22 protein-coding genes and 2 tRNA genes are annotated in these 23,694 nt (G+C 67.8%); 15 read left to right on the top strand and 9 right to left on the bottom strand.

The window, feature by feature from the left end; translation table 11 throughout:
- The first annotated feature begins 21 nt into the window (after positions 1 to 21).
- A complete protein-coding gene (locus LDO22_RS08265) occupies positions 22 to 792 on the top strand; it encodes an SDR family oxidoreductase (protein ID WP_224026708.1) in 771 nt (256 codons plus the stop codon).
- Positions 793 to 869: 77 nt separating this feature from the next.
- On the opposite strand, the gene LDO22_RS08260 is transcribed toward LDO22_RS08265, so the two are convergent.
- From LDO22_RS08260 to LDO22_RS08245, 4 genes are read right to left on the bottom strand one after another with little or no spacing between them, the layout of a single operon-like run.
- Positions 870 to 2,069: an acyl-CoA dehydrogenase family protein gene (locus LDO22_RS08260; RefSeq protein ID WP_224027195.1), complete on the bottom strand. Its 1,200-nt coding sequence runs from the start codon at positions 2,067 to 2,069 to the stop codon at positions 870 to 872.
- A gap of 40 nt (positions 2,070 to 2,109) precedes the next feature.
- Positions 2,110 to 3,603 carry an APC family permease gene (locus LDO22_RS08255; RefSeq protein ID WP_224026707.1) on the bottom strand — a complete coding sequence of 498 codons (1,494 nt, stop codon included), beginning with the start codon at positions 3,601 to 3,603 and terminating at the stop codon, positions 2,110 to 2,112.
- Positions 3,600 to 4,811 (bottom strand): glutathionylspermidine synthase family protein, encoded by a 1,212-nt coding sequence (locus LDO22_RS08250; RefSeq protein WP_224026706.1) that lies wholly within the window; start codon positions 4,809 to 4,811, stop codon positions 3,600 to 3,602. The genes LDO22_RS08255 and LDO22_RS08250 overlap by 4 nt, the downstream gene beginning before the upstream one ends.
- Before the next feature lie 3 nt (positions 4,812 to 4,814).
- Entirely contained in the window at positions 4,815 to 5,423 is a 609-nt protein-coding gene (locus LDO22_RS08245; protein ID WP_224026705.1) for a Tat pathway signal protein, read from the bottom strand.
- 180 nt (positions 5,424 to 5,603) lie between these two features.
- Between LDO22_RS08245 and LDO22_RS08240 the strand changes: the two genes are divergently transcribed.
- The 5 genes from LDO22_RS08240 (at position 5,604) to yidC (ending at position 10,096) form a co-directional block, all read left to right on the top strand.
- Positions 5,604 to 6,257: an MOSC domain-containing protein gene (locus tag LDO22_RS08240; RefSeq protein WP_224026704.1), complete on the top strand. Its 654-nt coding sequence runs from the start codon at positions 5,604 to 5,606 to the stop codon at positions 6,255 to 6,257.
- Positions 6,258 to 6,664: 407 nt separating this feature from the next.
- Positions 6,665 to 8,710 (top strand): DEAD/DEAH box helicase, encoded by a 2,046-nt coding sequence (locus tag LDO22_RS08235; protein ID WP_224026703.1) that lies wholly within the window; start codon positions 6,665 to 6,667, stop codon positions 8,708 to 8,710.
- Between the two features lie 300 nt (positions 8,711 to 9,010).
- Positions 9,011 to 9,082, top strand: a tRNA-Thr gene (locus tag LDO22_RS08230).
- 60 nt (positions 9,083 to 9,142) lie between these two features.
- Positions 9,143 to 9,216, top strand: a tRNA-Met gene (locus LDO22_RS08225).
- A gap of 91 nt (positions 9,217 to 9,307) precedes the next feature.
- Entirely contained in the window at positions 9,308 to 10,096 is a 789-nt protein-coding gene (gene yidC, locus LDO22_RS08220; protein WP_224026702.1) for a membrane protein insertase YidC, read from the top strand.
- An 8-nt stretch (positions 10,097 to 10,104) separates the two neighbouring features.
- Here the strand turns inward: yidC and LDO22_RS08215 are convergent, their stop codons facing one another.
- Positions 10,105 to 11,004 (bottom strand): NAD(P)H-binding protein, encoded by a 900-nt coding sequence (locus tag LDO22_RS08215; RefSeq protein ID WP_159631288.1) that lies wholly within the window; start codon positions 11,002 to 11,004, stop codon positions 10,105 to 10,107.
- Complete coding sequence (locus LDO22_RS08210; RefSeq protein ID WP_224026701.1) at positions 11,001 to 11,453, bottom strand: nuclear transport factor 2 family protein; 453 nt, start codon at positions 11,451 to 11,453, stop codon at positions 11,001 to 11,003. Before LDO22_RS08210 ends, LDO22_RS08215 begins: the two co-directional genes overlap by 4 nt.
- 92 nt (positions 11,454 to 11,545) lie before the next feature.
- Between LDO22_RS08210 and LDO22_RS08205 the strand changes: the two genes are divergently transcribed.
- The 4 genes from LDO22_RS08205 to LDO22_RS08190 all read left to right on the top strand — a co-directional run bounded on the left by LDO22_RS08205 (position 11,546) and on the right by LDO22_RS08190 (position 15,285).
- A complete protein-coding gene (locus tag LDO22_RS08205; RefSeq protein WP_159631292.1) occupies positions 11,546 to 12,205 on the top strand; it encodes a TetR/AcrR family transcriptional regulator in 660 nt (219 codons plus the stop codon).
- Between the two features lie 77 nt (positions 12,206 to 12,282).
- The gene (locus LDO22_RS08200) at positions 12,283 to 12,837 is read left to right on the top strand and encodes a dihydrofolate reductase family protein (RefSeq protein ID WP_224026700.1); all 555 of its coding nucleotides are present in this window, start codon (positions 12,283 to 12,285) and stop codon (positions 12,835 to 12,837) included.
- 201 nt (positions 12,838 to 13,038) lie between these two features.
- Positions 13,039 to 13,695 carry an SDR family oxidoreductase gene (locus tag LDO22_RS08195; RefSeq protein ID WP_224026699.1) on the top strand — a complete coding sequence of 219 codons (657 nt, stop codon included), beginning with the start codon at positions 13,039 to 13,041 and terminating at the stop codon, positions 13,693 to 13,695.
- Positions 13,696 to 13,713: 18 nt separating this feature from the next.
- Positions 13,714 to 15,285 carry a Na+/H+ antiporter gene (locus tag LDO22_RS08190; protein WP_224026698.1) on the top strand — a complete coding sequence of 524 codons (1,572 nt, stop codon included), beginning with the start codon at positions 13,714 to 13,716 and terminating at the stop codon, positions 15,283 to 15,285.
- Here LDO22_RS08190 and LDO22_RS08185 read toward each other — a convergent pair.
- On the bottom strand, positions 15,272 to 16,483 hold the full coding sequence (locus LDO22_RS08185) for an ROK family protein (protein ID WP_224026697.1): 1,212 nt from the start codon (positions 16,481 to 16,483) through the stop codon (positions 15,272 to 15,274). The genes LDO22_RS08190 and LDO22_RS08185 overlap by 14 nt on opposite strands.
- Before the next feature lie 96 nt (positions 16,484 to 16,579).
- Here LDO22_RS08185 and LDO22_RS08180 point away from each other — a divergent pair, with 96 nt between their 5' ends.
- The 5 genes from LDO22_RS08180 (at position 16,580) to LDO22_RS08160 (ending at position 21,577) form a co-directional block, all read left to right on the top strand.
- Positions 16,580 to 18,292 (top strand): glycoside hydrolase family 13 protein, encoded by a 1,713-nt coding sequence (locus tag LDO22_RS08180; protein WP_224026696.1) that lies wholly within the window; start codon positions 16,580 to 16,582, stop codon positions 18,290 to 18,292.
- Positions 18,293 to 18,356: 64 nt separating this feature from the next.
- On the top strand, positions 18,357 to 19,298 hold the full coding sequence (locus LDO22_RS08175) for an aldo/keto reductase (protein WP_224026695.1): 942 nt from the start codon (positions 18,357 to 18,359) through the stop codon (positions 19,296 to 19,298).
- Positions 19,299 to 19,466: 168 nt separating this feature from the next.
- Entirely contained in the window at positions 19,467 to 20,330 is an 864-nt protein-coding gene (locus tag LDO22_RS08170) for a CoA ester lyase (protein ID WP_141942759.1), read from the top strand.
- 26 nt (positions 20,331 to 20,356) lie between these two features.
- Positions 20,357 to 21,298 carry a DUF2797 domain-containing protein gene (locus LDO22_RS08165; RefSeq protein WP_224026694.1) on the top strand — a complete coding sequence of 314 codons (942 nt, stop codon included), beginning with the start codon at positions 20,357 to 20,359 and terminating at the stop codon, positions 21,296 to 21,298.
- Positions 21,299 to 21,352: 54 nt separating this feature from the next.
- Entirely contained in the window at positions 21,353 to 21,577 is a 225-nt protein-coding gene (locus LDO22_RS08160) for a DUF3188 domain-containing protein (RefSeq protein WP_224026693.1), read from the top strand.
- Here LDO22_RS08160 and LDO22_RS08155 read toward each other — a convergent pair.
- Both LDO22_RS08155 and LDO22_RS08150 read right to left on the bottom strand, forming a co-directional pair.
- Positions 21,567 to 23,255: a SulP family inorganic anion transporter gene (locus LDO22_RS08155; protein ID WP_224026692.1), complete on the bottom strand. Its 1,689-nt coding sequence runs from the start codon at positions 23,253 to 23,255 to the stop codon at positions 21,567 to 21,569. The two genes, LDO22_RS08160 and LDO22_RS08155, sit on opposite strands and share 11 nt — an antisense overlap.
- Complete coding sequence (locus LDO22_RS08150; protein ID WP_159631312.1) at positions 23,252 to 23,632, bottom strand: metalloregulator ArsR/SmtB family transcription factor; 381 nt, start codon at positions 23,630 to 23,632, stop codon at positions 23,252 to 23,254. The genes LDO22_RS08155 and LDO22_RS08150 overlap by 4 nt, the downstream gene beginning before the upstream one ends.
- Between the last annotated feature and the right edge of the window lie 62 nt (positions 23,633 to 23,694).

The raw sequence follows: 23,694 nt of genomic DNA, 5'->3' as shown, positions 1-23,694 counted from the left end.
CGGCGCCGCTAGGCTGGTCGGATGGAACCCCTCTCAGCCGCCCCAGCCCGCCCTGTTGCCCTGGTCACCGGTGTGGGCCGGCTGGCCGGCATCGGCGCGGGAATTGCCCGCCAGCTCGCGGCGGACGGCTGGGACCTGGTCCTGTCCTACTGGGCCGACTACGACGCCCGCATGCCGTGGGGGAGCGAACCCGAAGACGTGGTCCGCCTGACTGCGGAGCTGGAAGCCATCGGCGCCCAGTTCCACGTCCTGTCGGCCGACCTGCAGGATCCCGGGGTCCCGGACCGGCTCGTGGCGGAGGCCGCCCGGCTGGCCGGTCCGCTGCAGGGCCTGGTGCTCAGCCATGCGGAATCCGTTGACTCCGGAGTGTTGGACACCACCATTGAATCCTTCGACCGGCACTTTGCCGTCAACACCCGCGCCAGCTGGCAGCTGATAGCCGCCTTCGCGCGGCAGGCGACGGACGACGGCGGCGCGATCGTTGCGCTGACCAGCGACCACACAGCGTTCAACCTTCCCTACGGCGCCTCCAAGGGCGCCCTGGACAGGATCGTGATTGCCGCAGCCCGCGAGCTGGGACCACAGGGCATCTCCGCGAACGTCCTGAACCCCGGTCCCGTGGACACCGGCTGGATGACCCAGGAAGTGCGTGAAGAGCTCACGGCGCAGCAGCCGGGCGGCCGCCTGGGCACCCCGGCGGACGTTGCCGGGACCGTGGCCTTCCTTCTCTCACCAGCCGGACGCTGGGTCTCCGGGCAGCTGATCAAGTCCGACGGAGGCTTCTCCGCCTGACCACCCCAGCTGGGTAGCGCGAGGTGCCGTTTTGAGGAGTCAAAACGGCACTTCGCGCTACCCAGTTGGGGGAGGGGTCAGTGGAAGGCGTCGAGGCCCGTGATGTGCCGGCCCAGGACCAGGGTATGCACCTCGTCGGTGCCCTCATACGTCCGCACGGATTCAAGGTTCGCGGCGTGCCGCAGGGGGGAGTAGTCGGTGGTGATGCCGTTGCCGCCCAGGATGGAGCGGGCCTCGCGGGCGATCCTGATGGCCTCGCGGACGTTGTTCAGCTTGCCCAGCGAGATCTGCTCGGGCCGGATAGTCCCCGCGTCCTTGAGCCGGCCCAGGTGCAGCGCCAGCAGGGTGCCCTTCTGGATCTCCACCAGCATGTCCACCAGCTTCTGCTGCGTGAGCTGGTAGCCCGCCAGCGGCTTGCCGAACTGCAGCCGTCCCAGCGAGTATTCCAGCGCTGCCTCATAAGAATCACGGGCGGCGCCCATGGCACCCCATGCGATCCCGTACCGGGCCTCGTTAAGGCAGGTGAACGGGCCGCGGAGCCCGCGCGCAGCCGGGAGCAGGGCCTCGGGACCCAGCCGGACGTCGTCGAACACCACGTCGCACTGGATGGAGGCGCGCATGGACAGCTTCTGCCGGATGGGCGTGGCCGTCACGCCGGGGGTTCCGGCCGGCACCAGGAAGCCGTGCACGCCGTCGTCCGTCATGGCCCACACCACCATGACGCCGGCCACGGAGGCCAGCCCGATCCAGCGCTTGGTGCCGTTGAGCACCCAGCCGGCGTCGTCCCCGCTGCCGTCCCGGACCGCGGAGGTGGCCATGGAGGCGGGGTCCGAGCCTGCCGTGGGTTCGGTCAAAGCGAAGCACCCGATGACCTCGCCGGCGGCCATGCGGGGCAGCCACTCCTGCTTCTGCTCCTCGGAGCCCCAGGTGTGGATGGCGGTCATGGCCAGCGAACCCTGGACGGACACGAACGTGCGGATGCCGGAGTCCCCGGCTTCCAGTTCCATGGATGCCAGTCCGTACTCGACGGCGGACCGGCCCGGGCAGCCGTAGCCCTCCAGGTGCATCCCCAGGACGCCCAGCTCACCCAGTTCCGTCGCCAGTTCCAGGGGGAAGACGGCGTCCTCGTACCAGCGGGCGATCTCCGGCTTGATCCGCTGGTGGGTGAAGTCGCGGACTTTCTGCCGGAGCTCCAGTTCCTCCGCGGACAGCAGGGAGTCGAGGTCCAGGATGTCGGACGGGCCCGCGGTCACGGCTTCACGTTCTTCACCGCGCATCTCTTCACGGGGCATCTCTTCAGCAGTCATTTTTTACCCGTCATTTCTTTACCAGGAAGTAGCCGCGGGTGGCGGGCAGGAACCGGCAGACGGCGGCGAGCACCACACCGAGGGCCAGGAGCACCACACCGCTCACGAAGGCACCGCCGACGCCGAAGATCCGGGTATCGCCGTACGCCGCGTCCCACATCTGGACGGCCGAGATGAAGAACGCGGCGGTCAGCAGCAGCGCGCCCGCGAGCGGGAGGATGCCGCGGAACCAGAGGTTGCGGGCCGAGTCCCTGAGCGTTCCGCGAAAGTACCAGAAGCAGGCGAAGCCGGTCAGGGCGTAGTAGAACGCGATAAAAAGGCTGATGGCGCTGATGGAGTCCGCCAGCAGATTTTCACTGAGGAAGCTCATGGCCACGTAGTAGGCGGCCGCGGCGGCACCCATCACCTTGGTGGAAAAACCAGGGGTCTGGTTGCGCGGGTGCACCTCGCCGAACTTCGCCGGCAGGGCGCCGTGCACGCCCATGGACAGGGTGCCGCGGGCGGTCGGCAGGATGGTGGTCTGCGTGGAGGACAGGACGGAGGCGAGGACCGCGACGACGATCAGCCAGCCCCACGGCCCCAGGACCACATCCTTCATGGCCAGGAACACGTCGTCCTGGTTGGCCTCATTGCCCAGGCCGATGCCCTCGGACCCCACGGTGGCGTACATCATCACCAGCAGCGCCACCGAAACGTAGATGGCCACCAGCACGAAAGCGGAGATGACCGCGCCCCGGCCCGGCGTCTTGGACGGGTCCTCGGTTTCCTCATTGACCGCCAGGCAGGTGTCCCAGCCCCAGTAGATGAACAGGGCAAGGAGGGCGCCGTGCACCACGGCGCCGGGGTCGGCAAAAGCGCCCACCGGATTGAACCATTCGAAGTCGAAGGCCTGGCCCTCGGGCGCCCCGCCGACGATCCGCATGACGATGGCCAGCGCAAAGATGCCCAGCGCAATGTACTGGACATACGTGAGGACGCGCTGGACGTGCTCGCCCAGCCTGATCCCGCGGTAGTTCACCAGGGTCATCAGCACGATGAACAGCAGGCCGGTTCCGGTGACCAGCAGCTTGTTCTGTGCCAGTGACCCGTCGCCCATCAGCAGCCACAGGTACTGGCCCGCCACCTGCGCCAGGTTGGCCAGGACCACGATCCCGGCCAGCGCCACCCCCCAGCCGCCCAGCCAGCCGGCCCAGGGGCCGAAGGCCTGCCGGGACCAGGTGAACGTGGTGCCGCAGTCAGGAATGGCGCTGTTGAGCTCGCGGAAGGCGTAGGCGATGAAGAGGACGGGGATGAAGCCCAGCAGCAGGATCAGGGGAGTGTAGTTGCCGTTGACGGCAACAATCAGGCCCAGGGTGGCAGCGAGCGAGTACACCGGGGCGGTAGAGGCCAGCCCCAGCATCACGGAGTCGCCCAGGTCCAGGATCCCGGCCCGCAGACCCTTGGCCGGCACCGGGGTGCCGGCCCCGCCGCCCTGGCTTCCCGCCGTCGAAATGTCCGTGCTCATAAGGTGATTCCTGCCTTGGTGGAGTCGGCCACCGCCGAAAGCGGCGCCGGCGCGTCAATGGTGTTGGGCACAAAGCGGCAGAAGTAGTCCGTGACCGGCCCGTCCGATTCGCGGATGCCGCAGCCCACGGACTCGCCGTCCACCACCCACAGGCCCAGGACCGGACGGTTGCCGTCGAAGTCCGGGAGCGGGTGGTACTGCTGGTAGCACCAGCCCTCCCGGCCGTACCCGCCGGGCTGCTCCAGCTTGAGGCCGTCCGCGTGGATGCGGATGTTGTCGCCCTCACGGCCATGCAGGGGCTTGGCCACCCATTCCTTCAACGGCCCCGGGTCCGTGAGGTACGCCGGCAGCAGGTTGGGATGGTTGGGGTAGAGGTGCCACAGTGCGGCGAGCAGGGCCTTGTTGGAGAGCAGCATTTTCCAGGCCGGTTCAACCCAGCGGGGGTTGTGGGACCGTTCCAGGAGGCGGGGGCCGAACTCCTCCTTCATCATCAGCTCCCAGGGGTAGAGCTTGAAGATGGTGCTGATCATGAAGTTGTCCAGGTCCACGAAGCGGTTCAGGTTGGGGTCCCACCCGATATCGGACATGTTGATGCCGATGGTGGTCCATCCGGCCTGGCTGGCGACGTCGCGCATGTAGGCGGCGGTCATCCAGTCCTCCCCGGATTCCTCAACCTCCGAATGGGCCACGTGCAGCGTGCTCATTCCCGTGCGGTACTGGAACTTCCTCCACTGCCGGATCAGGGCCTCGTGGATGCCGTTCCACTGGTCCTTTTCCGGGTGGACGTCCTGCAGCCAGAACCATTGGGCCACAGCGGCCTCGATGAGCCCGGTGGGGGTGTCCGCGTTGTATTCGAGCATCTTGGCGGGACCGCCCTGGCCGTCGTAGATGAAGTCGAACCGGCCGTACACGTCCACGTCGCCGGCCTGCAGGGATTCCGCTGCCAGCTCCAGGGCCTGGGGTCCGATGCCGATGCTGCCCATGGCGCCGGTGGCCAGGAACTTCGCCGCCTCCAGGCACATCCGGTGCATGTCCTCGGCGGCGAGCTCGAGGGTTTCCACCTCGTCCATGGTGAACTCGTAGTACGCCGATTCGTTCCAGTACTCGATCCTGCGCCCGTCATCCATGGTGGTGGTGGAAAAGACCAGGCCCTGCTCTTCGATCTTCTGCTTCCAGCCCGGCCGGGGCTCAGACAACAACCGTTTCATCCCTCAGCCTCCCGAGACCTTGCCGCCGCCGCCGCTTGAACCGCTCTTGGCGCTTGAACCGAACCCGCCACGGCTGACCGTGCCGCCCTTGCTGCTGTAACCCGTGGATGCCTTGGCGCCAGTGGGGATGCTGCGGGTGAAGTTGGGTGCGGTGGACCTGTTCTGGCCGATGGGCGGAACGCTCGCCCCGCGGGAGTAGAAGTACCAGGCGTAGATGCCGCCACCGCGGCCGGCGGAACTGTCGCAGTTGGTGTCCGCCACGCGCTCGCCGGTTTCGTCGTTGAAACAGACCTGTGCGTACTCGGGGTCGTCCTCATTGCTGGCCACCACCGCCGTGATGGTGCCGGCCAGGAGCGCGGTCACGCCGAGGCCCACCACCACGGTGCGCCGCTGTGAGCGCTTCTTGCGGGCAGCGGCCTGGTTGAGCTGCTTCTCCCGCTCGCGTGCAAACGGATCCACGGGGGTGACGGGTTCGTTGAGCAGTTCGGGACGCAGGTCCGGCTTGGGGACCTGCCAGGGCGGTGGCTTGGCGGTGCTGCCGGCGCCAGTGCTGCCGTCAGGTGCAGGCCCGGTCTCCGGCTCCTCTTTTGGGTCTTTCTGGTTCGAGTCCACGGCGTCCCCCTCAAATTCGTCACGCGATGTGGGCACAGCGCTGCACCCCCAATGCAAGTCTCGAATCAGCGTAGTCCCTGCCGGTGCCGCCTGCGAGCAGGAACGCACTGCGGCAACGGGGGAGAAGTGCCCATGGTTCGGACCTGCAGGCGCGTCCCGCGGAAACCCTAGACTGATGCCATGGAATCAGGTTCTGTCCTTGCCGTCTGCCGCGTCCACCAGCTCCTGGGGGATGCGGGCAGCGTGGGCGTCACAGCCATCGACAAGCGCCCGGCGAATGGTCCGGTCAAGGTGCACAAGCTGGGCCTGCGCGGGGATATCCAGGCCAACAGGGCCCACCACGGCGGGGAGGACCAGGCCGTCTACGCCTATTCCCAGGCCGACGCCGACTACTGGGCCGAGGCCCTGGGGCGGGAGGTACCCCCGGGCTTCTTCGGCGAGAATTTGCGGGTGTCCGGCATCGAGGCCACCCACGCGGTCATCGGGGAGCGCTGGATGGTGGGCTCCGGCGTCGAACTGGAAGTCACCTCCCCGCGCACGCCCTGCGCCACGTTCCAGCGGCGCATGAAGGAACCACAGTGGGTGAAGCGCTTCACCGACGAAGGACGGGTGGGTACCTACCTGCGCGTCCTCCGCACCGGCAGCATCCAGGCTGGCGACACCATCGAGCGCACGTTCGTCCCGCGCCACGGCGTCACCATTGGCCAGTGGTTCAGTGAGCCGGACGCGGACATCATTGCAGCCCTCCGCGGAGCAGAGGCCGACGGCGAGATCCGGCTCCAGGACGAGTACCACACCAAGTTCGAGGTACTCCTGCGGCGGCTGGGACGGTAGCGCCGCCCGGCCCCACGGCGATGCGGCGGGCTGTGTGCGCAAGCTCACCCGCCGTCGTCGGCCGTTCGATTTCCGGTCCGCGGCGTCCGTGCCCTACACTTGAAACATCCCCCACTCCGGAAATCCCTTTTTCCTGCCCAATTCTTGAGGCAGGACTGGCAAGTGTTGGGGCCCGCGCAAGCGATGCGGGCATTTTCATAGGGAGAGCCGGCTAAAGAAAACGCTGTACAGACTGCTGGGATAGCAGCCAAGAGATGCAGCGCGAAGTCCTGCCACGGGATTGCGAAAGCGCCGGACTTCTGTGACCGGCCGGTCAACGTTTGCCCGGCATCATCGGCACGTGTACTGCGGCTCCGCTCACCTCGGGTAGTGCCGCCTGGCCCCCTATGGATGAGGAATATCTCTCTATGCCCGAAAATCAGAACGAAACCACCGCTGTTGTCGAGGACGCCCCCGTGGCTGCCGCTGAGGCTCCCGTAACCGCTCCCGCCGCCGAGGCTCCCGCAACGGACGCCCCCGTCCCCGCCGCCGACGCTGACGAAAACACCGTCAAGTTCGCCGACCTCGGCATCGATGGCCGCGTCCTGGCCGCCCTGCAGGATGTCGGGTACGAAAAGCCGTCCCCCATCCAGGCAGCCACCATCCCGCTGCTGCTTGAAGGCCGCGACGTGGTGGGCCTGGCGCAGACCGGTACCGGCAAGACTGCAGCATTCGCAGTGCCGGCACTGTCCCGCCTGGCAGAGCTCCACGACCTCAACGGCCCTTCCCGCAAGACCCAGGCCCTGGTCCTGGCCCCCACCCGCGAGCTGGCCCTCCAGGTTGCCGAGGCCTTCACCTCCTACGCCAAGCACATCGATGACTTCACCGTGCTGCCCGTCTACGGCGGCTCCGCCTACGGTCCCCAGCTGGCCGGCCTGCGCCGCGGCGCCCAGGTGGTCGTGGGTACCCCCGGCCGCGTGATCGACCACATCTCCAAGGGTTCCCTGGACCTGTCCGAACTGCAGTACCTGGTGCTGGACGAGGCCGACGAGATGCTGCGCATGGGCTTCGCCGAAGACGTGGAGCAGATCTTCCAGCAGACCCCCGAGGACCGCCAGGTTGCCCTGTTCTCGGCCACCATGCCCAGCCAGATCCGCCGGATGTCCAAGCAGTACCTGAACGACCCCGCCGAGATCTCGGTCAAGACCAAGACTTCCACGGGCACCAACATCCGCCAGCGCTACCTGCAGGTCATGGGCCCGCACAAGCTGGACGCGCTGACCCGCATCCTTGAGGTGGAGGAGTTCGACGGCGTCATCGCCTTCGTGCGCACCAAGATGGCCACCGAGGACCTGGCTGACAAGCTGAAGTCCCGCGGCTTCCAGGCTGCCGCCATCAACGGCGACATCCCGCAGCAGCAGCGTGAACGCACTGTTGACGCGCTGAAGGAAGGCCGCATCGACATCCTGGTGGCCACCGACGTTGCTGCCCGCGGCCTGGACGTGGAGCGCATCAGCCACGTGGTCAACTACGACATCCCGCACGACACCGAGTCCTACGTGCACCGGATCGGCCGTACCGGCCGCGCGGGCCGCAACGGTGACGCGATCCTGTTCATGACGCCGCGGGAGAAGTACCTGCTGCGCGCCATCGAAAAGGCCACCCGCCAGCCGGTGGAGCAGATGCACCTGCCGACCGCCGAGACCGTGAACACGCTGCGCCTTGGCAAGTTCGCCGAGCGCATCACCGAGACCCTCGAATCCGAGGACGTCTCGATGTTCCGCGACCTGATCGCCTCCTACGAGGAGGAGCACAAGGTGCCGGCAGCAGAAATCGCTGCGGCACTGGCCGTCATGGCCCAGGGCGGGCAGCCGCTGCTGGTCAAGGAACTGCCCGCCGCACCCGAGTTCCAGAAGCGCGAACGCTCCAAGGACGGGTTCGGTTCGCGCGGGCCGACCCGTGCACTGACCGAGGGCAACGCCACCTACCGCATCGCGGTGGGCCGCCGCCAGCGGGTCATGCCCGGCTCGATTGTGGGCGCCATCGCCAACGAGGGCGGCATCTCCTCCGCGCAGATCGGCGGCATCGACATCCGTTCGGACCACTCCCTTGTGGAGCTGCCCGCGGACTTGAGCCCCGAGCAGCTGCGCGCCCTGTCCCGCACCCGGATCGGCGGCGAGCTGATCCACCTCGAACTGGACAACGGCCGCAAGCCCTCCGGCGACCGTGGCGCCTACCAGGGCAACCGCGGCGGCAACTTCAAGGGCAACGGCGGGTTCAAGAAGGAATTCCGCAAGAACGACGGCGAGCGGACCTCCGCTGACCGCGGCGGCCGTTCGTACAGCGAGCGTTCAGAGCGGTCCTTCAGCGACCGCGGTGATTCCCGCTTCGCCGGCCACGGCGACGGCTCCCGCAAGCCCCGCAGCGGCGGCGACAGCGGCCACCGCGAGTTCAACCGCAAGGGCAAATGGTAAACACTTCCGCGCGTTGAGGGATTGACGATGGCGATGGGCCGGCTTTCGAGCCGGCCCATCGGCATTTAAGTCGAAGCCGAATGTGGGGCTGGACACATTCCCGCCGCGGAATGTACTCAACGGGCCTCTGGAAGGCCCTTCCCGGCGTCGGCCGCTCCGCTGTCCATGCCCCTTTAGCCCCGGAATTCCGCGGAATATGCGGGGTGCGCGGTGCCGGCAACAGGTGCAATCCCCCGTCCAGGGAGGGGCCGGACGCCGATTTGTTGGTGCGTAAATCTTCCGGTAGAGTATTTACTCGTTGCCCCCCTAGCTCAGTGGTAGAGCGCGTTCTTGGTAAGAACGAGGTCACCGGATCGATTCCGGTGGGGGGCTCTGAATGAGGGCCTGCGTCAAGGCGGTTTGACCGGCTTGACGCAGGTTTTTCTCATTCGTGGCGGTGTAGCTCAGTTGGTTAGAGCGCACGACTCATAATCGTGAGGTCGGGAGATCGAGCCTCCCCACCGCTACAGGCTAAGCCCCCTGGATCGAATGATCCCGGGGGCTTTCCTGTACCCGGGATCCGCAGTAGCTTGGCAGCAACTGCGGACGGGGGAATCGGTGGACTTTCTGGCGGCGGTGATGGAGCCGTTCCGGTGGCTGGTGTCCGTCATCATGGTGGCTTTCCACGACGGCCTCGGCGCGGCGGGAATGCCGCCGGGGGACGGGTGGACCTGGACGCTGTCCATCGTCGGGCTGGTGCTGGTGATCCGCGCCGCGCTGGTTCCGGTATTCCTGGCCCAGGTCCGGGCCCAGCGCCGGATGCGGCTCCTGCAACCGGACCTGAAGGAGCTCCAGGACAAGTACAAGGGCCGGACGGACCAGGCCTCGCGGCAGGCCCTGGCCCAGGAACAGATGGCCCTGTACAGGAAGCATGGCACCAACCCGTTCTCGGCATGCCTGCCGCTGCTGATCCAGGCGCCATTCTTCCTGGCCCTCTTCCAGGTGCTGTCCGGGATCACCAGTGCCGCGCGGCAGGACCAGGGCATTGGCGCGCTGGGCAGGGACCAGGTGGTCCAGTTCGATTCCTCCAGCATTCTTGGAGCTCCGCTGTCCGCCTCGCTGCTGCACGGCGGCGGTGACCCCACCGCCGTTGCGGTGCTCGCCGTCGCCATGATCCTGGTGATGATTGCCTGCCAGTTCCTCACCCAGAAGCTGGTGGCGGCACGGACCATGGCCGGGCAGGACCTTGACAGCCCGCTGATGCGCCAGCAGCGGATCCTCCTGTATGTCCTGCCCTTGATCTTCGGCGTGGGCGGGATCTTTTTCCCCATCGGCGTCCTGGTCTACTGGACGGTCTCCAATCTGTGGACCCTGGGCCAGCAATCCCTGGTGTCGCGCGGGCCCTGAGCGCGCCGTCAGCGGCCGGACAACGCCTGCGCCTGCTCCTTGAGGAAGTCGCTGACGGACTTCGGGTCGATCCCGCGCCGGCGGAGGGGCGTGTCATCCCAGGTGGCCACCTCGATGTCCGAGGACAACCCGGCGCCCAGTGCGGAAGCCATGGCGTCGTTCCTGCGCCGCAGCATGAGCGTGGCCACCCGCGCCACGGGGCGTGGCATGCGCTGCACCTTCATCGGGTGGTGGGCCAGTTCCCCTGCCAGTGCAATAATCTCTTTCTTGCTCAGCGGCTCAGGTCCGCCCACGTCAATCTGTAACGGCGGATCGGGCTCCAGCGCCACGGCGGCGAGGAGGGCGGCAATATCCCCGGTGGACACCAGCCGGCGGCGGTTGTCGCCCTTGCCGATGACGGCTGCCTTTCCCGCCGCGAGGTCGAACCGGGCGGCGCGGCTGAGCTGGACTTCCTGCAAGCCGTCGGAGCGGACCACCACGGCCCGCATGGGGGAGCCCGCCAGCCGCCGTTCAATGGCGAGCTTGGCCTGTTCCAGTGGGGTCCGGAGGCTGGCGCTGCCGATGGGGAAGGACAGGTAGACAAAGCGCTGCACGCCGGCGGCCTCCGCAGCGTCGATGAGGTGGCCCATGCCCACCTCGTCGACGTCCCGAATGGTGGCGGAACTGGTCCCCGCGAGCCGGCGGCTTATCGCCGTCGCCGTGGCAACCACGGTTTGGACGCCCTCGCACGCGGGCGGCAGCGTGGCAGGCTCGGTGAGGTCTCCGCGCGCAACTTCCGCGCCGATCGCCCGGAGTGGCGAATCGTCGGTGGTGCGCCGGACCAGGCAGCGGACATCCTGCCCTGATTCACGCAGCAGCCGTGCCACCCGGCCGCCCAGGTCACCCGTGGCTCCGACCAGGAGGATCATGGCCTTGCTCCTTCCGTTCCTGCTCCGGTGACGGCCTGGACGGCGGCATTCACGTCCGCCGTGTCCCTTTCGACAGGCTCCAGGTAGAACCTCACGGCCGCTATCCGGTCGTTGCGGAGGCTGAAGATGGCGACGCCTGCCTGCTCGACGGCGGTGCCGTCCAGGCGGCTGCCATGTGACCCCCATTCGACCCATACGTTTCCGCCGGTACCGGTTGACGAGTCCAGCACTGTGACGGTCATGTCCGGGATCCCCGCGAACAGTGCGGACCAGTTCTTCCGCACCTGTGAGCTTCCGGTGAAGCTGCGGGCGGGGTGGTTGGGGGTGATGTTGACGTAGTCGTCGGCGAACTCGGCCACCATGGCATCGAGGTCGCGCCGCTGTGTCGCGGAAAACATTCGGCGAACAGGGCCGTCGGGGAGGCGGTCCACGCCGTTTGGCGTGTCCATGGAAATGCTCCTTGGTGCCTCGCGGGGCGAGGCTGTGACCTGTTAGATTAATTTCAATACAGTGAACTGTATTGATTGGAGTTTATGACCGCATGCAGAGCCCAGTCAATGCCTCCGGCAAACGCCCCGCCAAGCGGAGTTATGACGCCCGGCGGCGCCGGCAGCTGGCCGCGGAGTCGCTGCACAGCGTCCGTGCGCACGCCCGGGAACTGTTCCTTGCGCAAGGATTTGGTGCGACCACCATTGCGGAGATTGCGCGCGCTGCCGGCGTATCCGCCGAGTCGGTCTACAAGAACTTCGGCAGCAAGGCGGGGCTGGTCCGCGCCATCTACGAGGAAAGCCTCCTCGGTGCGGGCGGTCCGCCGGCGGAGCAGAGGTCTGATCTGGCCCAGGCGACGGAAACGGATCCGGCACGGCTGATGGAGCGGTTCGGCCGGTTCACCACGGAGATCAGTCCCATCGGCGCCCCGGTCTACCTCCTCATCAGGGACGCGGCGGCCAGCGGGGACGCTTCCATGGCCGCACTGCTGCGGGATGTGGACGAGGCCCGTTACCGCCGGATGCTGCACAATGCGCGGCAGCTGGTGGGCAGGGGGCTCCTCAAGCCCGGACTTACCACGGCCGAAGCTGCCGACGTCATGTTCACCTCCACCGCCGCCGAACTTTACGAGACCTTGGTGATCAAGCGGGGATGGTCCGCCGACCGCTACGGCACGTTCATCGCCAGGACCCTGGCAGCGAACCTGCTCTGACCCGGCCAGGGCGCCTGCCGGCCGCAAACCTCGCGGCAGGCCTGTTCCGCGAAGGGTTGGCCCGGCAGAATGGGCCCATGGCGCAGCTGATCTACTCCGCAATCTTGTCCATCGACGGCTACACGGCAGACAGGGACGGCAACTTCAACTGGTCCGCTCCGGATGAGGAAGTCCACGCCTTCATCAATGACATGGAACGGGACGTCGGCACGTACCTCCTGGGGCGGCGGATGTATGAGGTGATGTCGGTCTGGGAAACCATGGACACCCGGGATGAGCCGCCGGTCATCCAGGACTACGCCCGCATCTGGCAGGCGGCGGACAAGGTGGTTTACTCGACCACACTGGACACGCCCAGTACTTCGAAGACCCGCCTCGAGCGGCAGTTCCTCCCGGAAACCGTGCGGGACCTGAAGAAGGACAGCGGCCGGGACATCAGCATCGGCGGCCCCACCCTCGCGGCACACGCCCTCAAAGCCGGGCTGGTGGACGAATGCCGGCTGTTCATTAATCCGGTGGCCGTCGGCGGCGGCCTGCGCTTCCTGCCGGACGGGCTGCAGGCACGGCTGGAGTTACTGGAGGACCACCGGTTCGGCAACGGGGTGGTGTACCTGCATTACCGTGCCCGCTGAACCGCTGCCGTCCCGGCCCGTGGCTGCACCGCGAAGAGGGTGAACACATCAACCAGAACGAACGCTTCAGCTATCCAGACAGCGCACTTGCCTGGGGAAGTAGTCGAAACAGGAAAAGGCGGAAATTCCCAACAGTGCATAAAGGCCCTGTTCAACGCCAAATGGCTCTGCGTGAAGGCGCCGTGCAGGCAGAATGGGTGCATGACACGCATCGCCATCATCGGCGGCCACGGCAAAGTGGCCCTCCTCCTGTCCGCCCTTCTCACCGGCGAAGGCCATTCCGTCACCTCGTTCATCCGGAATCCCGAGCACACAGACGACGTCGCCGGCACCGGGGCCACGCCGTTGGTCCTGGACGTGGAAAATTCGACGACGGGCGCCCTCGCCGATGCCCTTGCCGGGCATGACGCCGTGGTCTGGTCGGCCGGGGCCGGCGGCGGCAATCCCGAACGCACCTACGCGGTGGACCGGGACGCCGCCATCCGCTCCATGGATGCCGCGGCCCAGGCCGGCGTGGACCGGTACATCATGGTCTCCTACTTCGGTGCCGGCAAGGATCACGGGGTGCCGGAGGACAACAGCTTCTTTGCCTACGCGGAAGCCAAGGCTGCAGCGGACGAGTACCTGCGCGGCACCGGCCTGGCGTGGACCATCCTTGGGCCCGGCGCGCTGACGGACAAGCCCGGAACCGGTCTGATCGACGTCGACCCCTCACCGGAAGGGGACCGGGACACCTCCCGTGCCAATACGGCCATCGTGGCAGCGGCCGTGCTGGACCTTCCCCAGACTGCCGGCCGGACCATCGAATTCCGCGACGGCACCCTTCCCGTGGCGGCAGCCCTGGAACCCCGCGCATAGCCGGCGGCGAAGAGGCTTATGGACCAGCTCGCACTCATCATTGGACTGCTGCTGGCCACGGTGGTGGCCGTGGGCCTGGGGGACAGGCTCCGGCTGCCATACCCGGTCCTGATGCTCCTCCTGGCGGCGGCGCTGACGTTCATTCCCGGCTTCCCGGACCTGGAGATTGAACCGGACCTGATCCTGCCCATCTTCCTTCCGCCGCTCCTGTTCGCCACCGCCCAGCGGAGTTCGTGGGCGGTGTTCCGTGTCCGGTGGCGGACGCTGATCATGCTGGCCGTGGCCCTGGTGGTGATCAGCACGGCGGTGGTGGCCGGAGCGGCGTGGCTGATGATTCCCGGCATCGGGGTCCCCGCGGCCATCGCCCTTGGTGCCATGGTGGCGCCGCCGGACCCTGTGGCGGTGGAATCCGTTGCAGGCCGGGTGCACATGCCGCGCCGCCTCATCACCGTCCTCCAGAGCGAGGGGTTGTTCAACGACGCCGCGGCCATCGTCATCTTCCAGGCAGCCGTGGCAGCAGCCGTGGGCGGCACCAAGGTGGGGCCCGACGTCGTCCTGCAGTTCCTGATGGGCGCGGCGCTCGCCGTGCTGGTGGGCATTGCCATGGGCTGGCTGATCGCGCTGGTCACCCGGCTGGTCACGTCCATGGTGGCCAGGAGCGCGGTGACCCTGGTGGTGCCTTTCGCCGCCTACATCCTCGCCGAGGAGGTGCACGCCTCCGGCGTTATCGCCGTGGTGGTCACGGCCCTTGAAATGCAGCGCCATGCCCGCCCGCAGGACGCGGCGGAGCGTGTCACCCGGAACGCCTTCTGGGATGTGGTGGAGTTGCTGGTTACCGGGCTGGCATTCGGCCTGGTGGGGCTGGAAATCAGGCATGTCATCCGCGATGAGGGGGCGGAGATCTTCGGCATGATCGGAGTGGCCGCGGTGGTCTGCGTCCTGGTTTTCGCTGTCCGGTTCCTGTGGCTGGCCGTCCTGGCACTGGGTGCCCGGAAACGGAAGAACGTCCTGCAGCCCACGTCCCTGAAGGAAGTCCTCATCCTGACCTGGTGCGGCATGCGCGGCCTGGCCACCCTGGCATTGGCCTTGGCGCTTCCTCTGACCCTGGCGGACGGCACGCCGTTCCCGGGGCGGGACTATCTGCTGGTCATTGCCTGCGCGGTGCTGCTGGCCACGCTGGTCCTCCCGGGCCTGACCCTGCCGTGGCTGATGCGTGTCCTCAAGGCCTCCGAGGATGGAACGGCGGAACGCGACGCTGTCCGGCTGCTCGCCGCACGCGCCCAGGCCGCGGCCGTCGCCGCCTTGAAGCAGCACGACCTGATGACGGACCTGCCGCCGGAAAAGGTAACGCTGGTCAAGGACCGGATGCGCCGCCTGCACGCGGAACTGACGGACGGCAGCCTGCGGAACGAACCGCTGGCCGAAAAGCGCCAGCGGGGACGCGAACTGGCCATCGCCGTCCAGACCATCGCGCTGGACGCGGCGCGGCAGGAAGTGGTGGCGGCGCGGAACGAGCCGGACATGGACCCCGAGGTGGCGGACCGGGTGCTCCGTCAGCTGGACCTGCGCACCATGGTCATGCCGGAGTAGCGGCCGCAGCCAGCACCAGGTCCAGGGAATTCCCCTCCACGTAGTCCAGGGCGCGGCGCACCGCGCCTACGGTCACGATCGAATCGCCCAGCGGGGATACTGCCACGCGGGCGGGGGTGGCTGTGTACCCGGCCAGGCGCTCGCTGATCGGGGCCAGGAGCACGTGGGCGGAATCCGCCACGCCGCCGCCGATCACCACCAGTTCCGGGTTGAGCATGGTGGCCACGGTGCCAATAACGCGCGCCATCCTGTCCGCCAGCCGGTCCAGGATCCCCAACGCCACCGCATCGCCTTGGGCTGCTGCTGCGAAGACCTGTTCGGCCTCCACACGCCCGGGCTGGAAGGCCCGGAGGGCCGTCGGTGCGGCGGTGGCCAGCGCTTCGGCGGCCCACGTGCGGGCCAGATGGGCGATGCCGTATGTATCGCCTACGCCTTCTACCAGGTTCAGGTAGGCGAGCTCCCCGGCGCTGCCCCGGGTTCCATGCACCAGCCGGCCGCCCTCCACGATGCCGGAGCCCAGCCGTTCACTGGCCAAAATCACCACGACGTCGTCGATGCCGGCGGCGGCCCCCTGCCACCGGTCACCCAGGGCAGCGAGGTTGGCGTCGTTTTCCAGCAGGACGGTCCATCCACGGGCTGCTTTGAGTGCCGGCGGCAGTCCCAGGTCGAACAGTCCCCAGAACTCCTGCGTGGCCACCACCTCCCCGTGCCGGTCCACTGGTGCTGCCACACCGGCACACACGGCCAGCACCTGCCCGGGATCCGTCGCGGCGGAGCGCAGTGCGGCCATGGCGACGCCGTCAATGAAGGCGATCCGCTCCCGGGAGCCGACCTCGCCGGCCTGGAAGGGGCGGCTGGACCGGGCCATGGTCGTACCCCGGAGATCGGAGACCACCACCGTGACCTTTGAGTATCCAATGTCCATGCCCAGCACCACGCCGGCCCGCTCATTGAGCTCGAAGCGCCGGGCCGGGCGGCCCTTCCGGTACCCGCCGAACTCGCGCTGGTTTTCCAGTTCCAGGAGCCAGCCCCGCCGGACCAGGTCCTCGCAGACGGCGATGGTGGTGGCGCGGGTCAGGCCCGTCGCTGCCATGACGTCGGTGACGGTGACAGCCCCTGAGGCGCGCATGAACTCCAGGACCGCGCCGGCACTGACCCGCCGCAGCAGTTGGGGAGTAGCGGGAACCGGTTCAGGCATCCTGTTGACCTTCCTGTCCAAAGCACCAGATAATACTTGAGTAAGTAAATTTAGACTCAATATAAATATAGCCGCACTGAAGAAAAGGGTCAGTCCTTGTCCACCACCGCCACTCTGGCAACCCTGTCCGACTCTGACCGTCTGGCCGACCCCAACTGGTGGCGCCAGGCCTCCGTCTACCAGATCTACCCCCGCAGCTTCGCCGACTCCAACGGCGACGGCATCGGCGACCTGAAGGGCATCACCGCCAAGGTCCCCTACCTGAAGACGCTGGGTATCGACGCCGTGTGGCTCAGCCCGTTCTACCCGTCCGCGCTCGCCGACGGCGGGTACGACGTCGATGATTACCGCGACGTCGACCCCAAGTTGGGCACGCTGGCTGACTTCGACGAGATGGCCAAGGCACTGCACGACGCCGGGATCAAGCTGATCGCGGACATCGTCCCCAACCATTCCTCCGACCGCCACAAGTGGTTCCAGGAAGCGCTGGCGTCCCCGAAGGGCTCCCCGGCCCGCGACCGCTACATCTTCCGGGACGGCAAGGGCCCCAACGGCGAGTTTCCGCCGTCGGACTGGGACTCCGTGTTCGGCGGACCGGCCTGGGAGCGCATCACCGAACCCGACGGCACCCCCGGCCAGTGGTACATGCACATCTTCGCCAAGGAGCAGCCGGACCTGAACTGGTCCAACCGGGAAATCCGGGATGACTTCCTCAAGACGCTGCGCTTCTGGTCGGACCGGGGCGTGGACGGCTTCCGCGTTGACGTGGCGCACGCCCTCACCAAGGACCTCACCGAGCCGCTGCTGTCCAAGCTAGAACTGAGCGCCGCCAACACCGGCGTGGACGGATTCGACGACGGAACGCACCCGTTCTGGGACCGCGACGAAGTCCACGAAATCTACGCCGAATGGCGCGAGGTGTTCAACGAGTACAACCCGCCGCGCACCGCCGTCGCTGAAGCATGGGTCCACGCCACCCGCCGGGCCCGCTACGCCAGCCCGCAGGGCCTGGGCCAGGCGTTCAACTTCGACCTCCTGCAGGCCGACTTCGACGCCGCCGAGTACAAGGAAATCATCACCCGGAACCTTGCCGAGGCGGCGGCCACCGGTGCCTCCTCCACCTGGGTGTTCTCCAACCACGACGTGGTGCGCCACGCCACCCGCTACGGCCTGCCGCAGGTGGCCAAGGCGAAGGCCGGTGCCAAGGGCCAGGACGGCAAGGACTGGCTGCTCGCCGGCGGCCCCAAGGACCAGCTGGACGTTGAACTGGGTGAGCGCCGCGCCCGCGCCGCCACCTTGCTGATGCTGGCAGTCCCCGGATCCGCCTACCTCTACCAGGGTGAGGAACTGGGCCTGCAGGAAGTGGCCGAGATTCCCGAATCGGAACGCCAGGACCCGTCCTTCTTCCGCAACAAGGGCGTGGAAATCGGCCGTGACGGCTGCCGCGTGCCGCTGCCGTGGAAGGTGGAAGGCACGTCCTTCGGCTTCGGCGATGGCGGTTCCCACCTGCCGCAGCCGGACTGGTTCAGCACGTACGCCGTCGAGGCCCAGGACGGGACCGAGGGCTCCACGCTGGAGCTTTACCGCAAGGCACTCAAATTGCGCCGCGAACTGCTGACCGACGAGGACCTTGAGTGGGTGGAGAACGGCAACCCGGACGTCCTGCACTTCAAGCGCCCCAACGGGTGGCAGTCCGTGACCAACTTCGGGAACACCGCCGTCGACCTTCCCGCCGGTGCGGTCCTGGTCAGCAGTGCCCCGCTGGAGGACGGCAAGCTGCCGGCCAACACCACCGCATGGCTGCGCTGATCCCGGAGCCCGCGGGCACCCGGGGACTGCCAAAGCAGGGAGTCCGGACGGGGGACCGGGGCTGATGCAGGAAGTCATCTACGGGTGCATGGGACTGGGCGGCAGCTGGTCTGACGAGCCGCATGGGGCTGACCATGTGGACCAGGCCGCTGCTGCCGTCCAGGCCGCCCTGGACGCGGGCATCACCTTGTTCGACCACGCCGACATCTACCGTAGCGGCAAGTCCGAGGCCGTTTTCGGTGAGGTGCTGGCCGCGGCCCCGGGCCTGCGGGAGCGCATCCGGCTGCAGACCAAGTGCGGCATCCGGCTGAACGAGCGTGGCCTGCAGACCCACTACGACCTGAGCCGGGAGGCCATCCTGGAACGGGTCAACGGCAGCCTCGGCCGGCTGCGGACCGACTACGTGGACATCCTCCTGCTGCACCGACCGGACCCCCTGGCGGACCCGGCGGAGGTGGCAGCCGCCGTCGGACAGCTCATGGCCGAAGGCAAGGTCCGGCAACTGGGCGTGTCCAACATGTCCGCTGCCCAGATCGAGGTGCTGCAGGACCGGCTGGAGACCCCTGTGGTGGCCAACCAGCTGGAGATGAGCCTGCTCAAGCGGGCGTGGCTGGAAAGCCAGGTCCTGGTCAACCACCCGGAACACCTGGACTACAGTTTTCCGCACGGCACGCTGGAATACTGCACCCGCAACAACATCACCCTGCAGGCGTACGGCTCGCTGGCCCGCGGCGCCTACACCGGTGCCGAACCCGGGAGCCCCACGTCAGCCGGGGCCGCCACGGCAGAACTCGTGGCGCAGCTTGCGGACCAATACGGCGCCTCCGGCGAGGCCGTCCTCCTGGGATGGCTGATGAAGCATCCGGCCGGGATCGCACCGGTCGTTGGCACGGTCAATCCGGGTCGGATCCGGGCATGCGCGGACGCCGCCCGCGTGGCCGGGGCGCTGACCCGTGCCGACTGGTACAAGCTGTGGGTCACCGCGCGGGGCAGCAATATCCCCTGACGCCGCCCAACTGGGTAGCAGTAAGTGTCGTTATGGAACCTCATAACGACACTTACTGCTACCTGCTTCCCGTTAGGGCCCGGTCATAACCCGTTTAGTTCGTATTGATCCTCACAAGCCGGCCGTTTTCTTCGCCGTGCCGCTTGCAGGCCGGATACTGTAGAAAGCATGACGTCTACCATCGCCGCCGAAACCGTTAGGCCGGAACGCAATATCCCTGCAGAGATCGCCCGTTCCTGGTTGCTGGTCAATGCCATGAAGCCGGAGCTCTTCGACCAGTCGGCCGTATCCCGGGCCGATTCGATCATCTTGGATATTGAAGACGCGGTGGACCCGTCGCAGAAGGACCAGGCCCGCAACAACGTCATCGACTGGCTGACCGCCGGTGGTAAGGCCTGGGTCCGGATCAATGACGCCACCAGCCCGTTCTGGGCCGATGACTTGGCCGGCCTGCGCGGCACGCCCGGCCTGCTGGGCGTCATGCTCGCCAAGACCGAATCCGCTGACCAGGTGACCGAGAGCTACCACCGCATGGACGGCAAGACGCCCGTGATCCCGCTGGTGGAATCCGCGCTCGGCATCGAGGAAGCCAACCACATCGCCAAGGCCCAGGGCGCGTTCCGCCTGGCCTTCGGCTCCGGTGACTTCCGCCGCGACACGGGCATGGCTGCCACCCCGGAGGCCATGGCCTACCCGCGCGCCAAGCTCGTCGTCGCCAGCCGCGTCGGCAACCTGCCGGGCCCCATCGACGGCCCCACCGTCGGCACCAACCACCCCATCCTGCGCGAGCAGACCGGCATCACCGTGATGATGGGCATGACCGGCAAGCTTTGCCTGGCCATCGACCAGACCCCGGTGATCAACGAGGTCATCAGCCCCACGCCGTCGGACGTCGCCTGGGCCACCGACTTCATGAACGACTTCGAAGCCAACGGGCGCGTCATCCGTGACGGCTCCGACCTGCCCCGCCTGGGCCGCGCCGAAAAGATCATGAAGCTCGCGGTAGCCTTTGGGGTGCAGCCCGCGCTGTAGCGCCACCCATCACTTCAGGAGACCCCGTGACCGATACCCGCTATCTGGTCCACGGGGTCTTTTGGGATGGCCCGCCTGCCTCAACCCCAGCGGACGACGCCGGCGGCCCGGTCCTGCGCCTCCAGTCACCCGAGGGGGACTTCCGGGAGCTCAGCCTCAGGGCGGGCAGCCGGCTCGGCTTCAAGGTGGTGGAACCCGGCCGGTTCTGCCTGGGCCACGTCCAGGTCCAGTCAGCGGGCTCCCGCCGCCACATCCTGTGCGGCTCCGCCGCCCCGGCCCTTCGGGGCAAGCAGTGCGAGCGGTGCTTCGTACTTGACGAGTCCCGCCTGATGCACGACTTCCACCGTGGCGGCAGGGTGACCCCCGGCCTGCGGGACTACCTGATGCAGGAACACTGGCTCTACGTGGCCACGTTCGCGGGAGGCGCCACCAAGGTGGGAACGGCCTCCGGCCCGCGGAAGTGGAACCGGCTGGCGGAGCAGGGGGCCGCAGTGGCGAGGTATGTTGCCAGGGCGGAGGATGGCCGGGTGGTACGGGTCCTCGAGGACCTGGTGACGGCCGGCGTCGGCCTGACCCAGCAGGTGCGCTCGGCCGCGAAGGCGGAGGCGCTGCTCCGGCCGCTGCCGGCCGGCGCGGTGGACGAAGCCAATTCCCGCGCCGCCGGTGACGTACGGGCCCTGCTGGCGCGCACCGCCGTCGACGGCTTTCAGGCCGTGGAGGAGCAGTGGCTGCGTCCCGCGCATGCTGATGCCCTGTACGGAAGCGCGTCCCGCCACGCCTATCCGCATGCCCTGGACCAGGGGCGGCACGGTTTCAGCATCGCAGCCCTGGGCGGGGCCAACGCGCTGGCCCGGCTGGACGGAACGGACGCCGAATTCGTGGTGAACCTGTCCCAGCTGGCTGCCCGGACCGTCGTGCTGGGGGAGTATGCCTCAGAGGTGCCGGCAGTGCAGGAAGCATTGTTCTGATACCGGGGCCCGGCCCGCCCGCCGGGGTGGCCGGGCACTCGGTAGACTTGGACGGTGCTGAACGAATTCTGGGCCACCGCGCCCACCCGCTACAAAGTCCTGGTCTTCAGCGCGATGGGACTGATCGCCGTCGGCATCATCCTGAATCTGGTGGGCAACACCAGCGGCAACCAGGCACTGGCCATGGCTTCCCTGCCCCTCATCGGGCTCGGGCTGGTCCTCCACGTCGTGGGCATCGTGGTGCGCGGCCAGGCGATCCGCAAAAACCTCAGGCGCTAGCCGCCGCGTTCCGCAGCACGTGGCTGCGGGCATGTTCCACGGCATCCGGGAGCCGGTCGAACAGGTGCTTGTGGTGCCGCAGGGAACGGATCACGCCCACGTTGGTCACCAGGTCAAGGTGGTCAGGCCGCACACCCTTGAGCAAAACGGTGATGCCGCGCAGCTCCAGCGCGGAAATGACCTCCACCAGGGCGTGGGCGCCGGTCGCGTCCAGCATCCGCAACTGGGACAACCTGATGATGGCCACCTGCACGTCCTTGACCTGGCTGATCTCCTGGAGGATGCGCTCGGCGGCACCAAAGAACATCGCTCCATCCAGCCGGAAAACTGCGATGTGTTCGTCTCCTTCCAACCGCGGACCGGGAATCTCCTCGCGTTGGACCCCGCTCAGTGAAGCGAATTTCCGCAGTGCGAAGAGGGCGGCCGCGGCCAGCCCTATCTGGATGGCAACGATGAGGTCGAATGCCACCGTGATGACGGCCGTGAGCACGAAGACCGCGGCGTCTGCCCGGGTGGAACGCAGGATGGCGGTGATGGTGCGCCGCGAGACCATCCGTACTGCCGTGACCATCAGGACCCCGCCCAATGCTGCCAGCGGGATGCGGCTGACCATTCCCGAGGCCAGGTAGGTGATGCCCAGCAGCACGATGGCGTGCACCGCTGCGGCCAGGCGGGTCCTGGCGCCGGACCGCACGTTGACCGCGGTCCGTGCGATGGCTCCGGTGGCCGGCATCCCGCCGAACAGGCCGGCCGCGATGGAAGCCAGGCCCTGTCCCATCAGCTCACGGTCGGGGCTGTAGGGGCCGGTGGGCCTGCCGTCCGGCCCGGCCATCCCGGCGGCCACGCGCGCCGAGAGCAGTGACTCGATGGCAGCCAGGAAGGCGACAGCCACGGCGGCGGGCATTGCCAGGTTGCCAAGGGAAGCAGGGTCCAGGGCGGGGAGGGACGGTGCCGGAAGGGAATGCGGGAGTGCACCAATCCGGGGGACGTCCAGCTGCAGGATTTCGGCGGCGGCGGTCGCCAGGAGTACCGCCAGCAGGCTGGCCGGCAGGGCGCGGAACAGCTTCTGCACCAGGACCATCACGACGGCGACTCCCGCCACGAGCGCGAGCGTCAGCACCACGGTCGCGGCGGCAGCGCCCGCTGCCGCCTCCACTGCGGCAAGGAGGGTGTTGTGCCCCGGGGTGCCGGACGTGCCGGTGGCCAGCGGAACCTGCTGGAGGAAGATGATGGCGGCAATGCCCAGCGTGAAGCCTTCCACGACGGGCCAGGGGATGAAGGCCACGGCCCGGCCCAGGCCACTGAAGCCGAGCGCGCAGACCAGCAGCCCTGCCATCAGGGACAAAAGGGCGACGCTGCCGATGCCGTGGACCGCCACCACGGGGGCCAGCACCACCACCATGGCTCCCGTGGGCCCGGACACCTGTACCGGGGAGCCGCCCATGACGGCCGCCACCAGCCCGGCCACGATCGCCGTGATGAGGCCCGCTTCGGCACCCACCCCGGAGCTGACGCCGAACGCCAGGGCCAGCGGCAACGCCACAATGCCCACGGTGATTCCTGCCAGCAGGTCGGTACGCCAGGTGCCGGCAAGCCCGGCGTAATCCTTCCGGGAGGGCAGGAACCGGGTGATGCTCCCCGCGGCCGTGCCCCGGGCGGTGACCGGGTCGGCGGTCACTTGGCTGACCCGCCGGCCAGGTGTTCCGCCGGCAGTTGCTGTGCCAGCCGCAGCTGCTCATTGGAGCCGGCCAGGCTGTCTACGAGGAAGGTCCGGGCGATGGCCAGCAGCTGCGAGACTCCTGGGTGGGCGAGCTGGTACGTCACCGCATTGGCGCTGCGTGCGGAGGTCACCACCTTGTGCTTCCGCAAGGTGGCCAGGTGCTGGGAGAGGTGCGAGGCCTCCAGCCCGGTCTCTGCCAGGAGGTAGCTCACCGGGGCAGACTCCTGCGGCGCCGCGGCCAGCAGCTCAAGGATCCGTATCCTGGCCGGGTGGGCCAGGCCCTTGAAAAGGTTCGCTTTGATCTCGTAGAGCGGGGCTTGGGCGGAAGACAGCATCAAAGGTGGCGCTCCTGTGCGCGATGGCTGCCCGGCACCCCGGAAACAGCGAATTGATGGAA

This window comes from Arthrobacter sp. NicSoilC5, assembly GCF_019977395.1.
Taxonomy (GTDB): domain Bacteria; phylum Actinomycetota; class Actinomycetes; order Actinomycetales; family Micrococcaceae; genus Arthrobacter.
This window is presented reverse-complemented; position numbering and strand designations above follow the sequence as displayed.

Coding starts and splice junctions, on each gene's coding strand:
- LDO22_RS08265 (WP_224026708.1), top strand. CDS start 22: ATGGAACCCCTCTCAGCCGCCCCAGCCCGCCCTGTTGCCCTGGTCACC.
- LDO22_RS08260 (WP_224027195.1), bottom strand. CDS start 2,069: ATGCGCGGTGAAGAACGTGAAGCCGTGACCGCGGGCCCGTCCGACATC.
- LDO22_RS08255 (WP_224026707.1), bottom strand. CDS start 3,603: ATGAGCACGGACATTTCGACGGCGGGAAGCCAGGGCGGCGGGGCCGGC.
- LDO22_RS08250 (WP_224026706.1), bottom strand. CDS start 4,811: ATGAAACGGTTGTTGTCTGAGCCCCGGCCGGGCTGGAAGCAGAAGATC.
- LDO22_RS08240 (WP_224026704.1), top strand. CDS start 5,604: ATGGAATCAGGTTCTGTCCTTGCCGTCTGCCGCGTCCACCAGCTCCTG.
- LDO22_RS08235 (WP_224026703.1), top strand. CDS start 6,665: ATGCCCGAAAATCAGAACGAAACCACCGCTGTTGTCGAGGACGCCCCC.
- LDO22_RS08215 (WP_159631288.1), bottom strand. CDS start 11,004: ATGATCCTCCTGGTCGGAGCCACGGGTGACCTGGGCGGCCGGGTGGCA.
- LDO22_RS08210 (WP_224026701.1), bottom strand. CDS start 11,453: ATGGACACGCCAAACGGCGTGGACCGCCTCCCCGACGGCCCTGTTCGC.
- LDO22_RS08205 (WP_159631292.1), top strand. CDS start 11,546: ATGCAGAGCCCAGTCAATGCCTCCGGCAAACGCCCCGCCAAGCGGAGT.
- LDO22_RS08200 (WP_224026700.1), top strand. CDS start 12,283: ATGGCGCAGCTGATCTACTCCGCAATCTTGTCCATCGACGGCTACACG.
- LDO22_RS08195 (WP_224026699.1), top strand. CDS start 13,039: ATGACACGCATCGCCATCATCGGCGGCCACGGCAAAGTGGCCCTCCTC.
- LDO22_RS08190 (WP_224026698.1), top strand. CDS start 13,714: ATGGACCAGCTCGCACTCATCATTGGACTGCTGCTGGCCACGGTGGTG.
- LDO22_RS08185 (WP_224026697.1), bottom strand. CDS start 16,483: ATGCCTGAACCGGTTCCCGCTACTCCCCAACTGCTGCGGCGGGTCAGT.
- LDO22_RS08175 (WP_224026695.1), top strand. CDS start 18,357: ATGCAGGAAGTCATCTACGGGTGCATGGGACTGGGCGGCAGCTGGTCT.
- LDO22_RS08170 (WP_141942759.1), top strand. CDS start 19,467: ATGACGTCTACCATCGCCGCCGAAACCGTTAGGCCGGAACGCAATATC.
- LDO22_RS08150 (WP_159631312.1), bottom strand. CDS start 23,632: ATGCTGTCTTCCGCCCAAGCCCCGCTCTACGAGATCAAAGCGAACCTT.